Annotated in this window: 11 protein-coding genes and 2 pseudogenes; 6 read left to right on the top strand and 7 right to left on the bottom strand. The window is 68.2% G+C overall.

Annotated elements, in window-relative coordinates; genetic code table 11:
* The 3 genes and pseudogenes from A5705_RS28305 to A5705_RS26200 all read left to right on the top strand — a co-directional run.
* A pseudogene (locus A5705_RS28305) lies at positions 1-355 on the top strand (TetR/AcrR family transcriptional regulator); the annotation flags it as partial.
* A 65-nt stretch (positions 356-420) separates the two neighbouring features.
* Positions 421-2,199 (top strand): NAD(P)/FAD-dependent oxidoreductase, encoded by a 1,779-nt coding sequence (locus A5705_RS26205; protein WP_068281025.1) that lies wholly within the window; start codon positions 421-423, stop codon positions 2,197-2,199.
* Between the two features lie 53 nt (positions 2,200-2,252).
* Positions 2,253-3,824, top strand: coding sequence for an NAD(P)/FAD-dependent oxidoreductase (locus tag A5705_RS26200; protein WP_082956705.1), 1,572 nt, complete (start codon positions 2,253-2,255; stop codon positions 3,822-3,824).
* Positions 3,825-4,229: 405 nt separating this feature from the next.
* On the opposite strand, the pseudogene A5705_RS28935 reads toward A5705_RS26200, so the two are convergent.
* Positions 4,230-4,421, bottom strand: a pseudogene (locus A5705_RS28935) (helix-turn-helix domain-containing protein); the annotation flags it as partial.
* 79 nt (positions 4,422-4,500) lie between these two features.
* Between A5705_RS28935 and A5705_RS26190 the strand changes: the two are divergent.
* Positions 4,501-5,781 carry a cytochrome P450 gene (locus A5705_RS26190; RefSeq protein ID WP_082956698.1) on the top strand — a complete coding sequence of 427 codons (1,281 nt, stop codon included), beginning with the start codon at positions 4,501-4,503 and terminating at the stop codon, positions 5,779-5,781.
* An 11-nt stretch (positions 5,782-5,792) separates the two neighbouring features.
* On the opposite strand, the gene A5705_RS26185 is transcribed toward A5705_RS26190, so the two are convergent.
* The 5 genes from A5705_RS26185 to A5705_RS26165 all read right to left on the bottom strand — a co-directional run bounded on the left by A5705_RS26185 (position 5,793) and on the right by A5705_RS26165 (position 10,978).
* Complete coding sequence (locus tag A5705_RS26185; protein WP_067884202.1) at positions 5,793-7,193, bottom strand: DUF2252 domain-containing protein; 1,401 nt, start codon at positions 7,191-7,193, stop codon at positions 5,793-5,795.
* A gap of 36 nt (positions 7,194-7,229) precedes the next feature.
* Positions 7,230-8,054, bottom strand: coding sequence for an SDR family oxidoreductase (locus tag A5705_RS26180; protein ID WP_067884201.1), 825 nt, complete (start codon positions 8,052-8,054; stop codon positions 7,230-7,232).
* 35 nt (positions 8,055-8,089) lie between these two features.
* On the bottom strand, positions 8,090-9,394 hold the full coding sequence (locus tag A5705_RS26175; RefSeq protein WP_067884200.1) for a sodium:proton exchanger: 1,305 nt from the start codon (positions 9,392-9,394) through the stop codon (positions 8,090-8,092).
* Between the two features lie 354 nt (positions 9,395-9,748).
* Positions 9,749-10,564, bottom strand: coding sequence for an SDR family NAD(P)-dependent oxidoreductase (locus A5705_RS26170; RefSeq protein ID WP_068281023.1), 816 nt, complete (start codon positions 10,562-10,564; stop codon positions 9,749-9,751).
* Positions 10,565-10,978: a nuclear transport factor 2 family protein gene (locus tag A5705_RS26165; RefSeq protein WP_068281004.1), complete on the bottom strand. Its 414-nt coding sequence runs from the start codon at positions 10,976-10,978 to the stop codon at positions 10,565-10,567.
* Between the two features lie 202 nt (positions 10,979-11,180).
* Between A5705_RS26165 and A5705_RS26160 the strand changes: the two genes are divergently transcribed.
* Positions 11,181-12,041 (top strand): helix-turn-helix domain-containing protein, encoded by an 861-nt coding sequence (locus A5705_RS26160; protein ID WP_068280997.1) that lies wholly within the window; start codon positions 11,181-11,183, stop codon positions 12,039-12,041.
* Positions 12,042-12,130: 89 nt separating this feature from the next.
* On the opposite strand, the gene A5705_RS26155 is transcribed toward A5705_RS26160, so the two are convergent.
* A complete protein-coding gene (locus tag A5705_RS26155; protein ID WP_067884192.1) occupies positions 12,131-12,703 on the bottom strand; it encodes a carboxymuconolactone decarboxylase family protein in 573 nt (190 codons plus the stop codon).
* Positions 12,704-12,834: 131 nt separating this feature from the next.
* Here A5705_RS26155 and A5705_RS26150 point away from each other — a divergent pair, with 131 nt between their 5' ends.
* Positions 12,835-13,788, top strand: coding sequence for a LysR family transcriptional regulator (locus A5705_RS26150; protein ID WP_068280995.1), 954 nt, complete (start codon positions 12,835-12,837; stop codon positions 13,786-13,788).
* Positions 13,789-13,893: the final 105 nt, after the last annotated feature.

The following is a 13,893-nucleotide window of genomic DNA, read 5'->3' as shown; positions in this document are numbered from 1 at the left end:
GGCCGCCGCCCGTCCCGGCGGCGTCGTCGACCGAATCGAAGCGGTGCTCGACGAATCGGGAAAGTTGATGCGCGAGTTCCCGGACCTCGCGGCTTTCGAGTGGGCGATCCGGGCCGAAAGCCTGCTCGAATCCCAAATCGACGGCGGCGCGGGGTTTCAGGCGTTCCGCGCCATCATCGACGGCATCCTCGATGGCGGCCCTGACGGCGCCTCGAGGGGCGCGTCCGAGGCGGTCTATTCGCTCATCTACGGCCTCACCGAGCTGGGCGCCTCGCTGCCGCCGGACGACTACCAGGCGGCCCTGCGCTCCGCCAAGCGGCTGATCCGGGGCACGCTGTTGGGCCCGAGGCCCTGACGGCCCCATTGATATGATCAATTGATTGATTATATAGTCGGGGCCACGATGAAAAGGCCGGTGGCGTGACCGAGACCGTCGGCGTGACGTTCGACGTCGACGCGCTGCGGCGCAGGTACGCCGAGGAACGGGCCCGGCGGCTGCGCCCGGATGGCATCGCGCAATACGTGGAGACGTCGGGCGCCTTCGCCCGATTCGCCGAAGACCCGTGGGTGGACGGCAACTTCACCCGCGAGCCGCTCGCGGACGAGGTGGACGTCGCGGTCATCGGCGCCGGATTCGGCGGGCTGTTGACGGGTGCCCGGCTGCGGGAGCTCGGTGTCGACAGCGTGCGGTTGATCGACCGGGCGGCCGACGTGGGCGGCACCTGGTACTGGAACCGGTACCCGGGGATCGCCTGCGACGTCGAATCGTACGTGTACATGCCGCTGCTGGAGGAGCTCGGCTACATCCCGACCGACAAGTACGCCAGGGGCTCGGAGATCTTCGCCCACTGCCGGCGCATCGCCGAGCGCTACGACCTTTACCGCGACGCGTGCCTGCGAACCGAGGTGCACGAGATACGTTGGGACTCACCGGCTTCCCGCTGGGTCATCCGGACGAACCACGGCGACGAGATGCGGGCCAGGTTCGTGTCCATGGCCAACGGGTACCAGGCCAAGCCGAAGCTGCCCGGGATCGACGGCCTGGGCCGCTTTCGCGGCAAGGCCTTCCACACCAGCCGGTGGGACTACGGCTACACCGGCGACAGGCTGGAGAACCTGGCCGGGAAGCGGGTCGGCATCATCGGCACCGGCGCCACGGCGGTCCAGTGCGTCCCGCACCTCGCGGCGGCGGCGGGGCACCTTTTCGTTTTTCAGCGCACCCCGTCCTCCGTCGACGTGCGAGCCAATCGGCCCACGGATGCCCAGTGGGCCAACGCGTTACGGCCGGGCTGGCAGCGCGAACGCATCCGCAACTTCCAGTTGCTCACGGCCGGCGGCCAGGCCGACGAAGACCTCGTCGCCGACGCGTGGACGAGCATCACCCGCAAGCTCCCGGTCATGCGCCAGGACGGCGACGGCTCGCCGGGTCCCAACATCGAGCTGGCCGACTTCGCCAAGATGGAGGAGATCCGGGCGCGGGTCGACCAGATCGTGAGCGACCCCGCCACGGCCGGCGCGCTCAAACCCTGGTACGGCTATTTCTGCAAGCGGCCCTGCTTCCACGACGAGTACCTGCAGACGTTCAACCGCGACAATGTCACCCTGGTCGACACGCGGGGCCGCGGGGTGGAGCGCATCACCGAGAACGGCGTGGTCGTCGACGGGGTGGCCTATGAACTGGATTGCCTCATTTTCGCCACCGGCTTCGAGGTGGGCACGGACTACTGCCGGCGCACGGGATTTGAGCTGATCGGCCGCGACGGGGTGACGCTGACCGAGCGCTGGAGCGACGGCGTCCGCACGTTTCAGGGCCTGTGCGCCAACGGTTTTCCGAATTGCTTCATCGAGAGCATCGCGCAGGCCGGGCTGACGGTGAACTTCCCGTACCTGCTGGACGTGCAGGCCGGCCACGCCGCGTGGATCATCGCGTGGGCGCTGGCCCGCGGCGTCACCGAGATCGAGGCGTCCCCCGCGGCCGAGGCCGCCTGGGTCGACATGGTCGTGGCCCGCTCGGCCGCGACCGCGGAACGGGCACGGACCTGCACCCCGGGCTACTACAACCGGGAAGGCAAGGCCGACGCCAAGACTCGGCAGGGCAGTTTCTTCATCGGAGCACCGACCGAGTACGCCGACATCCTTCAGGCGTGGCGGGCGAAAGGGGAGATGGAAGGCCTCGAGATTCGCGGGGCAGGTCGGTGAAGTACGTCCTCGGACGCGCCCGGGCGGCGACGCGGCGTCGGCCCTCGCCGAAGGTGGCGATCATCGGCGCCGGCTTCGGTGGTCTCGGCGCGGCGGTGGCGCTGCGCCGCGCCGGCATCGACGACCTGGTGATCATCGAGGCCGGCGACGGGGTCGGGGGCACCTGGCGGCGCAACACCTATCCCGGGGCCGCCTGCGACATCCAGAGTCACCTGTATTCGTTTTCGTTCGCGCCCAACAAGTCCTGGAGCCGCACCTACGCGCGGCAGCCCGAGATCCTGGCCTACCTGGAGTCGGTGGCCGACGACTTCGATCTGCGTCGCCACCTCATGCTCGACACCAGGGTCGACATTGTCCGCTGGAACGCGGATACGTGGCAGTGGGACTGCCGGCTGGAGCGCTCCGGGCGCACCGCCACATTGTCCGCCGACGTCATCGTCTGCGCCGTGGGTTTGTTCGGGTCGCTCAAGCTGCCCGACATCGCCGGCCTGCGCGACTTCGGCGGCACGCTCATGCACACCGCGCAGTGGGATCACAACCTCGAGTTGGTCGGCAAGAAGGTGGCGGTGATCGGCACGGGAGCCAGCGGCGTGCAAGCCGTTCCCGAGCTGGCCAAGATCGCCGACCGCGTGACGGTGTTCCAGCGCACCCCGCCGTGGATGGTCCCCAAGGACGACCGCCCCTACAGCCCAACGGAATTGGCGCAATTTCGGCGCAACCCGCTGGCTACCCGCCGCACCCGCTGGCAGATCTGGAAATTTCAGCACGACAACACCGCGACCTTCGCCGACGACCCCGTCGTCACCGCGCGCAGCCAGATCGCGACGTCGTTTCTGGAGCGCACCGTGGGCGACGAGCGGCTTCGGCGGGCACTGACGCCGAACTACCCATTTCGCTGTAAGCGGGTGCTGCTCGGGGACGACTACTACCGGGCTTTGCAGCAAGACCATGTCGACCTGGTCACCGACCCCATCGACCACGTCACCGAGAAGTCGGTTGTCACCAAGGCCGGCCGGGCCGTCGACGCCGACGTGATCGTGCTGGCCACCGGCTTCGAGACGTCCCGTTATCTCTCGGGGATCGACGTCATCGGGATCGGCGGACAGCGCCTGCACAAGCGCTGGGGCGCGGACCCGAGCGCATACCTGGGCGTGGCTGTCGCGGGCTTCCCGAACTTCTTCATGCTCTACGGTCCCAACACCAACCAGGGTGGCAACTCGATCGTCTACATCCTCGAGGCCGGCGCGCGCCTGGTGGCCAGCGCGGTGAGTCGGGTGGCACGCCGCGGTGGCTACGTCGACGTGCGCCCGGAGGCCGAAAAGCGTTACAACGAGCGGCTTTCCGCGGACCTCGAGCGCACCATCTGGACTCGGTGCGACAGCTACTTCCGCTCGCCCTCGGGCCGCATCGTCACCCAATGGCCCTACACCGAGCTGGAATACGCCCGGCGTACCTGGCGCCTGCGGCCACGAGACTGGTCGCACCACTCAAGAGGTGCTCCGCCGCTTTCGGGGCGTCCTCGGAACGTCGATCTTCGCGGCTTCCTCGGTAGCGATTCTCCCTGCCACATTGTCGATCGCCCTGCGAAACGCCTGCATGCCGAGACCGATTCCCAGGGAACGTAATTGGACGGTCTTTTCGGCGATCGCGGGCCAGTCGTCGATGGGTAGCCCGTCGTGCAGGAACGGCTCCCAGATTTCGTCGCGATAGAGGTCGACGAACGCCTGCATGCTCGCGATCTGGTGATTGGTCATGTGGGCGAGCGCGCCGGCGACCTTCTCCAACGGCAGGCCGGTGGCGACGAGCTTCTCGACGTAGTCGAACGTTCTGGTGTCGGTGATGACGAGCAACTCGTCGTTGACCACCTCGATCAGCCCGCACTCTGCCAGGTATCGCTCCGCGTCGGCGCCGAACTGTTCGGCCAGGTCGACCCGTTTCATCTCCATCGACCCGGTGAGGTTGGCGGGGCCGAGCGCTTGCGAGGTCAGCCGGCGTAACTCGGGTGCCGATTCACCGGACTGGTCCAGAACCCGCCGGATGACGTCGAGCGGAAATCCTTGTGCTCGAAGCGATTTGATGCGTTCAATGTGTGAGATGTGGTCGTCGTTGTAAATCCCGATCCGACCGCGGCGCTGTGGCGGTGGCACCAGGCCGTTGGTTTGCCACTCGCGAATGTTTCGCGCCGTCATATCGACGCGGCGCGCGAGCTCGTCGATTGTCATGTCCACAGCAGGTAACCCATTGTCGATTACGGAGATTTACGTTACGGTCCGTTACGTAACAATACAGGACAGGTGATCGATGACGCTCACTGACGGGGTTCGCTTCACCGGCTCTGCGGCGCGCACGCTGGCCGGCGCCGTGTTGGCCAATGCGGCGGGCGCCCGCCGGCGCGCGCCGATCGATGCGGCCATCACGGCATACGACCCGCTGTACGCGGCGACGGCGGCCCAACCACACTCGGCCTACCGCCGATTGCACGCCGGCCCTCGAGTGCAGTACAACCCGAAGCGCAGGGTGTTTGTCCTGAGCCGTTTGGACGATGTCCGGGCCGCCGCTCGCGACGACGCCAACCTGTCCAGTGCCGAAGGGCCGATGTTGACCCGGATACGCACGCCCATCCTGGTCTCGCTCGACGGCGAGAAACACTCCCGGCAGCGGCGTCAGGTGCTGCCGGCCTTCACCAGGGCCGCGCTTGACAGCTGGCGTCCGATCATCGACCGGTTGGCCGCGGAGACGGTCCGCGACGTGTTGGCCAACCCGGGTTGCGACGTGGTGCAACGGCTGGCGATCCCGATGCCGGTGCGGCTGATCGCCCAATTGCTGGGTGTTCCCGACACCGACGTCGACGATTTTCGGCGGTGGTCGGAAGCGTCGGTACAGATCACCGATCTCGACCTGTCGGTGCGCGGCGCCCGCAAGCTCGCCGGCTCGTTGCGCGGCTCCTGGGCGATGCACCGCTATTTCACCGGGCAGTTCGCGGTGGGCGGACTGAAGGGCTCCGACACGATCCTGGGCCGGCTGCTGGCTGAGAACGCGGCCGGCTCCCTGCCCGACCGCGAGCTGTTCTATTTCGCGATGCTTCTGCTGTTGGCAGGCAATGAGACCACCACCAATCTTCTCGGCGGCATGTTCGACACCCTGGCCGCCCACCCGGAGCAGTATGAGCTGCTACGCGCCGACCCCGACTCGGTACCGATGGCGGTCGAGGAATTGCTGCGCTATCTGTCACCGGCGCAGAACGTGTATCGCACCGCACTCAACGACTACCGGGTCGGGGACGCCACGATTCCAGCGCGTTCCCGGATCATGCTGTCGATTGGGGCCGCCAATCGGGATCCGCTGGCGTTCGACGAACCCGACGCGTTTCGGGTGCATCGAAATCCCACCCAGCACATGACTTTTGGGTTCGGCGCGCACCTGTGTATCGGAGCGCAATTGACTCGCATGGAGGCCCAGGCGGTGCTGCGTGAGCTCGTCACGCGGGTCGACCGGATATCCGTGGTCGGTGCACCCCGCTGGTCTACCAACAGCCTGCTGCGCGGCCCCACGCGCCTGGCGGTCCGACTGACTCCCGCGTGAGGTCCCAGCCGCTATCGGCGCGGGTCGCCGGCCACCTCGATGTCGCCGGCCGCCGCCGCCGCGCGCAGTTGGTGAAAGTCGTCGAGCGACTTGTCGGCGTAGGCATAGGACCACTCCGCGATCGCCTGGTGCACCGTGTCGTTGGTCCCGACGTACCCGCGCAGGATCGAGGCATTGGCGCTCTGCGAATGCGCCCTCGCCAGCAACACCGCGCACGCCACGACGTATTCGCCGAACGTGGACGCCGACATCCCTGCCACGTCGATGCTGCCCTTCATGTCATGGAACTGGCGGACGTAGTAGTCGCGGCCGTCCTTGCGCGTGGCCCCGAGGAACACATCGGACATCGCCTGCAGAATCACCTGACCGTCGATGACCCGCACCCCCTGGCCGTGCGCCTCGACGGCCGCCTTGAGGCTCTCCGGCTGCGCCCAACCGCCGTATTCGTCGAGCACCGACCGGGTGGCCTCCTTGATCTGCAGGATCAGCGGCGTGCCGTTGGGCCCCACCAATATGACCAGGTAGCAACGGGTCCCGACGCTGCCCACGCCGACCACCCTCAGCGCGACATCCGTGATGCGAAAGTGCGACAGCAACAGCGCGACGTCGGACGGGACGGCGGTCAGGTACTCCCTGACCGCCTCCACCAACGGCGCCTCGGTCTCCTCGTCGACGTGCTGCAGCACGGGGGGATCCTCCCGCAGGCGCGGGGTTCCGTCGCGCCCGACCTCGGTGATTTTCCTGAAGACTCGCGCCGACGTTCGGCTGCGCGCCCGGGATATGGTTTTTTGGATGACCGCCTGCAGCCCCTTGGACACCTTCCCGGTGTAGTGCTCGGGTTCCACCCGGAGGTAGTAGCGGTCCAGGACGTCCATCTCCTCGAGCATGGCCTGCAGGCTCTTCTGGTAGCCGGTCACGGCCTCCTCGACGCAACGGCGGATGGCGTCGTCGGGATAGCCGGCATGGCGCCCACCGACGATGGCGCTGGTGATCAGGCGTTTGACGTCCCACTCCGCGGGGGCAACGCCCGCTTCGTCGAAGTCGTTCAGGTCGAAGACGATCGATCGGTCCGGCGCGGCGTACAGGCCGAAATTCACAACGTGGGCGTCGCCGCAGCACAGGATTTCGATGCCGGTCGAGGGGCCGGCGCCGAGGTCGGCGGCCATGACCGCGGCCGAACCCCGGTAGAAGGAGAACGGGTCGGCGAGCATCCGGGCGAACCGCAGCGGGACGAGTTCGCTTAGCCGGCCCGCGTTTTGGGCGACGAGAATTTCCGTCGCCGTTCGGCTGGCCGGAGTCAGCTGGGCGAGGGCGCGCCGCGGGACGGTTTGCCGCAGCGCCCGGCCGCGCGCCACATCCTCGCTGGGGACCTCGAGTTCGATCAGGCGATCGCGCAACGCCCGTTGCGGCATCCGATCAGCATAGGCCCGCGCCAACCACGAGGCGTGTCATTCGTTCGCGGGGCTGCCGGCCTTGATGGCCGCGATGACGCCGCCGTCGACGAGGACGTCGGTGCCGGTGATGAACGACGCGTCGGGACCGAGCAGGAAGGCGGTGGCCGCGGCGATGTCGTCGGGAGTTCCCAGGCGGCCGGTGGCGGACATGGCGACCATCGCGCGCATGCCTTCACCGACCGGGGATGCCAGTTCCTGCTGACCCATGGGCGTGGAGATGATGCCGGGGCTGATGGAATTGATGCGCGCCCCCCGCCGCCCCCAGTGGCCGCTGGCGGCGCGGACGCGAATGTGGTTGGCCTGCTTGGCGATTGGATAGGCAAAGTTGGGGTCCGTGATGCTGCTGATGAACTCCAGCTGCAACAATTCGCCGGGCGGGTGGTGGGCCAGTGCCCGCTCCTGCTCGGCCGGAAGCGGCGGAAACATGTGTCCCGCCATGCTGGCGATGACGACGCCCGCGCCGCCCGGCGCGACGACGTCGCCGAATTCCTGCAGCACCAGCGCGGTACCCAGCAGGTCCACGGCCAGGATCGCCTCGGCCGGCGCCTGCGATGGGGACAGGCCCGCGGTGTGTGCCACCTGTGTGACGGGACCCAGTGCAGCGGCGTGTTCGGCCAGCGCGCGCACCGATTCGGCCGACGCGACGTCGACGCCGCGGCTCTCGACTTGGTGGCCGTCGGCCGCCAACGATTCGCTGACCGATGACAGCGTCGCCTCGTTGTAGTCGGCCAACAGCAGCGTCTTGCCGGAGCCCAGCCGTCGGGCGATCGCCTGCCCCATGCCGCCCACACCGATGACGGTCAACACTTCGCGAGCCACGGCGCTCCCATAGGTAGTTGTGTCAAGCGGCGATGTTAGAGGCCGTGACCGTCCTCGGCGTGGTGGGGGTGGCCGCTGTGCCGGATGGCCCTCCCGACAAACGGCGCCTTGATGGTGCTCGCCACGTAGCGCCGGTTGACGATCAGCCCGACGACCGCCACGACGGTGTAGATGGCGCAGAGCGCCAGCCGCCCCGGCGTCGAAACGATCGGGAATTGCACCACGAACAGCGTCAGCAGCGCGGCGGCCGAGGCGCGGCTGAACCGCAGCCCGAGGATCAGGGCGACCCCCATCAGGGTTTGGGTGGCGGTCAGCAGCACCTCCTCGACCTGGCGGGAATCGAGCGCAAGGGAAGGTCCGCCGCCGCCGAGAATGTGGGCCAGGGGCAACGAGCCGATCAGCAGCGTCCACTGGTTGACCTTCGAGGAGATCAGTGTGGCGATCGCCGCCGTGCCCTTGCCGCGGGTGGCGAAGATGACCGCGATGATGAACTCGGGCGCCTCGGAGGCCAGCGGGGCCAGCCATTGAACGAGCAGGAACCGGTCGATGCCCAGCTCCGCGCCGGCCGCGACCAGATTGTCCGCAAAAGGCTTGGCGCAGAGCACGATCACCGCGCCCGATGCCAGGAACATCCCGATCACGGCGATGCGCCGGGTGCGATCGGGCAGCTCCCCGAGCGCCGCGGCGGTACCGATGAGGTCGGGCTCCTCCACGTCGCCATGGCCGATCTTGTACAGGTAGAAGCCGAACCAGGCCAGCAGCGTCAGCCCGAGCGCCAGGTGGATCTGCCCGGTCGCCGGCATCACGAACGCCACCACGCCGGCGATCAGCAGGAACCCGAGTTCGACGCGGTTGGCGGGCTCGAGTGCCACCGCGGCGGTCCTGGGTCCGGGTTTGCCGGAGCCCGCCTTGCGGGCGACGACGATGCTGACCAGCACCACGACCGGCCAGCCCAGCCCCATCAGGAGCCGGTTGGAGCCGGTCATGTTGGCGGCGGCGTACTGGGCGTATTCCGGGTTGCGTCCGGACACGTAGGCGTAGTACAGGTCAACGGCGTATTCGGGCAACACCGCGACCAGAGCGAGGGCGGCGATCGCAAGCCCGCCGGCGACGTCGATCTGCGCGGCTTCGGCGGCCCACGCCAGCAGGAAGCTGGCCGCCACCACCGCGGCGCCATAGGTCAGCAGCGCGGCGACCGGATCCAGGTGCAGGCCGACGATGCGGACCACCGCCGCCGGCGCGATGAACGTCGCGGTGATCAGCGCCGAGCGGATCAGCGTCCGCCGCCGCGCGCGTGCCGGCGTCACTGCGGCGGGCCGGTCTGTGGCGAGCATCGTCATCCTTCAACTCAGAGAGGGGTGCCGATCATCGATGGCTCGGGCTCGCGGCCGTGACTTGACCCGCCCGCTCAAACCTACCCGCGATCCCGGAGGCCAGCAACGTTCTCGACCGGTGACGCGCCGACACCCCGCACGCCGTCTTTGCTGGCTGACACGATCTACCTTCAAAGTTAGGGCCAGCTAATCCAAAACTTTGGCAAAGCTTGAGCGCGCACACCGGCCCGGTCGGTTTCGGGTGCGCGCGCCCGACGGACAACCACGTCAACATCCGCTACGACGCGCCGCCGGCCTCCGGGGTTCCGCCCAGCTGAGGCAGCTTCACGGCAGGGCGCCGATCTCCCGGCGCGCGCCCGGTCAACCCGGCGGTCCCATCGCCGCGGCGCTCGCGCGCGTCATCAGTTCGACGATCTGATTGCGGGTCAGGGACGACATCATCTGCGCCGCGGCGCGCATGTCCCCGACCATCCAGGTCGGGCCGTTGGTGAGGTTCTCGAAGGCCTCCGCGATGACGTCGTCGACGGCCGCGGCGCCCGGCGGCGCGTCGTCGGGCGAGCTGATCTGTCCGCGACTGTGCTCCAGCTGTCGCAACGCGGGCGTGTCGGTCTTGCCGAGGATGAGGCCCAGGACGTCGACGCCCTTGTCGTGCAGTTCGGCCCACAGCGCTTCGGCGAAGACCATGTCGAACGCTTTGGAGGCGCCGTAGGCGACCATGTTCGGGCCGCCGGCCAGGCCGGCGCCGGAACCGAAGATGACGATCCCGCCGCGGCCTCGCTCGACCATCGCCGCGGCGAAGTGGTGGCACAGCTGCGTCGGCACCATGCAGTTGCGCTGCACGATCGCCTCGGCGGCCTCGATCGGGCTGGCAAGGAACGGCTTGAAATTCGGGTCGGCGCCGGCGCAGTACACCAGGAACCCGATCTCGAGGTCGCCGGTCGCCGCCGCGACCGCTCGCGCCGCGCCCGGCTCCGCGAGATCTAAAGCCAGCGTGCGCGTTTCGACGCAGTGTTGCGAGCTGATCTGCGCCGCAACGTGGTCCAGGGCCGACTGGCGGCGCGCCAGCAGCACCACGTTGACTCCGCGCTCGGCGATTCCCGCGGCGAACGCGGCGCCTAGCCCGTCGGACGCGCCGGCGACGAGGGCCCACGGTCCGTATTTGGTTGCGAACGTCACCTAAGTGCTCCCCACGGTGGTCAGTCGAACCTGGGTGTACCGGCGGCGCGCGATGCGCCATCCGTCTTCTGTGCGGACGAGCTCGTCGTCGTAGAACCCGATCGCGTTGACGCCGGATGTGTTGTCGGCCGACATGATTAGTCCGTCGACGTATGTGCGGGCCGCGGCCCTGTCGCCGTCGACCGTGACGGCGTGGTTGCTCAGCCGGTGCATGGTGTGTCCGGCCAGCCCGTGCACCTGCGCCATGAAGTCGGTGACGGCGTCGACACCCTTCCACGCGCCGATCACGCCGTAGTCGAGTTCGCAGTCGTCGGTGAACACCGTCCGGAACAGCGCCCAGTCACGCCGGTCGATTCCGGTGGCGTAACGCACCAGCAGATCCGAAATATCCTGGCGGTCTTCTCGTTCGGTCATGCGACGGCTCCGTTCGGATGTACCACGATGCGCGGCGGGCCGTCGGATCTGCCGGCCGGCTCGAGCGCGTCGGGACCAACGATCGACCTCATTTATTTTCTCGAATAATCGATATATGATCTCGAATCTCGCCGTTACTGTAGGAACCTCGCCGCAAGGGAGTCAAGCCATCCGGGGATCGTCGTCGGCGCCGACCGCCCGCGTGCTCGACGTGGTCGAGCTCCTGGCGCGGTCCGCGCACACCCGGCTGCGGTTCTCGGACATCGTCCGCGAGCTCGGCCTCACCCAGGCGACCGCACACGCGATCCTGAAGACGCTGTGTGACCGAGGTTGGGCCAGTCGCGATCCCGTCGCCAAGACCTTCACCCTGGGTCCCGCGCTGGCCGTGGTGGCCGCGCGGACCGACACCGCGCGCCCGATCGCGCATGCCGCGCGCTCGGCGGCGCTGCGACTCGCCCGCGAGGTGGGCTACGCCGGCTCGGTCGTCGAGCGATTCGGTGACTCGTTGGTGGTCACCGCCTTCGAGGGTGACCCCGCCACGCAGCCGGCGGGCATTCCGGGCGACCGGATCCCCTACGCCCCGCCGTTCGGCGTCGCGCTCGCCGCCTGGGACACCGAGGAGGAACAACGGGCGTGGGTCCGTCGCGGCGCGGGCGACAACACCGACCGGATCCGACGACTCGAACGCGTCCTGGAGCACACGCGGCGGCGTGGCTACGACGTCGACTGGACGACGCCCGCGTTGGCGCAGGCCGTCCAAGTCGTCGGCACGCTCGACAGCCACGAGATGCCGACGCCGGTGCGGCACATCCTGGACCAGCTGCTCGTCGAATTCAGCACCATCGGCTTTCTTTCCGACGACAACCCCGGACGCCGCAAGCAACCGGTGGTCACCATCGCCGCCCCGGTTCTCGACCATCGGGGACGACCCGCCCTGATGCTGGCGTTGCATCCGCTGTGCCCACTCAGCGCCAGGCAGATCCGGGTCATCGGGGAGAAGCTCACGGCGGAAACCGAGGCGATCACGAAAGCCCAGCGGCATACCGTGGATCGCGCCGTTTAAGTTAGCCGTACGGATTGGGGGGTGACCGCGGGATGTTGAGGTGCTGACAAGCGCTGCCCGCGGACCAAACCACCCCGGGAGGCGAGACGTTATGCCTCCTCGCGGCCCGGCACTCCAGCGTCGAAGGCGTTGAGCGTCACGGCAACCATGGAGAAGCAGCCCACCAGAAACACGATCTCGGCAGCCCCGTGCTCGCCGAACCGCGCGACGGCGGCCCGATAGGTGGTCTCGGCGAGAACGCCGCCGCGGTTGAGAGCGGCCGCCATGTCGTAGGCGACCCGTTCGTCGTCGGTCAGATCGGCGGGGCGCTCACCGGCGGCGATCGTTGCGATCTTGTCATCGGGCAGCCCGGCCCGTGCCGCGAAGTACTCGTGCCCGTAGATCTCGTAACGCGCCCCGAATTTGGCGGCGGTGACCAGAATGACCAGCTGATGGACACCGGCGGGCAGCAGGGCATGCTCCCACAGCGATCTGTTGAACGCCCAAGCCGGCGAACCGAATTGGGGGAAATGCAGCCAACCGTTGAACGGCCCGACCAGTGCGCCGTCGCTGCGGTAGGCGACGAGTTCACCAAAGCCGCTGTCGATTACGGCCCGCATGTCGCCGTACAGAACTTGCTGCGCGGCGGTCAAACTGGTCGGCGGCAACAGCGGCAGTCGCATCGAGTCGCTCCTTACGAGATCGCGGTGGTCCAGTCCAGCCAATCGCGAGTAGGACAGCGCGTCCACAACCGGCTTCCGACCAGTAGTAGGTGCTTCTTCCTACCGCAGGTAGAGCCCCCTAAGCTCGCCCTATGGAACTGCGGCAGCTGCGCTACTTCGTGGCGGTTGCCGAGGAGCTGCACTTCGGGCGAGCCGCCAATCGGGTGCACATCTCCGGGCCGGCGCTCTCGCAACAGATCATCGCTCTCGAACGCGAGCTCGGGGCGGAGCTTTTCGCGCGCGACAGGCGCAGCGTCCGATTGAGCGAGGCGGGACTCACCTTGCTGCCCGATGCGCGCCGGATATTGGGCCTGGCCGACGACGCCAAACGTCGGTTGCAGCGGGCGGCCGCCGAGAGTTTCCCGGTCCGGCTGGGTTACGTCAGTTGGCTGCCCGACGACATCACCCGCGTGGTGACGCCTGCCGTGTCGCTGCGGCTCGATGAGTGGGTGCTGCCGTCGCACGTCCAGGTCGATCGCGTCGCAGAGGGCACGCTGGACGTGGCGCTGACGTGGGTCACCGCACCGCAGGCGAGGGAGCGGGACCTCACGACGCAGTTGTTGCGCGCCGAGCCGTTGCACGCGGTCCTGCCCGGTGCGAGCTCAGCGGAACCCGTTGCGGCAGCGGACATTGTCGTATTGCTCGACGCCGACGAGTCGGCCTGGTCTTCCTGGAACCGCTTTGCCGGCCAGTTCGCGGCCGATACCGGCGCACGGGTGGTCCGGATCGACGACGGCGGCATCACCGGCGACGCGTTCTACGCACACGTCCACCGCATCGGCGCCCCGGTGCTGGCTTCGCCCAAGCGGCACACCGCGGTAACTCCGCCAAGACTGGGCCGGCGGCCCGTCGCCGACCCGGTGCCGCTCTGGACCTGGTCGCTGGTACACCGCCAAACCGACGACCGGGTCGGCGTGCGGCGCGTCGTGGAATCACTGCTGGAGCTGGCGCGCAACCGCGATTGGCGGACGCCCCCCGCCCACGGGTGGTGGATCCCGTCAGACGACCCCAGCAGAGGCGTGCTCGACGGCACGGAGCAGCGGTAGGAAGTCTCGTCGAGCACAGGTAGGCAACCGGTCCTGGACGCCGGGTGCGCTGCGGCGCTTAGCTGGTCGCAACGCCGCTGAAGGGACCACAGTTCATGGCACACA

Origin of the sequence: Mycobacterium sp. E787 (assembly GCF_001668725.1) — a bacterium.
Taxonomy (GTDB): domain Bacteria; phylum Actinomycetota; class Actinomycetes; order Mycobacteriales; family Mycobacteriaceae; genus Mycobacterium.
This window is presented reverse-complemented; position numbering and strand designations above follow the sequence as displayed.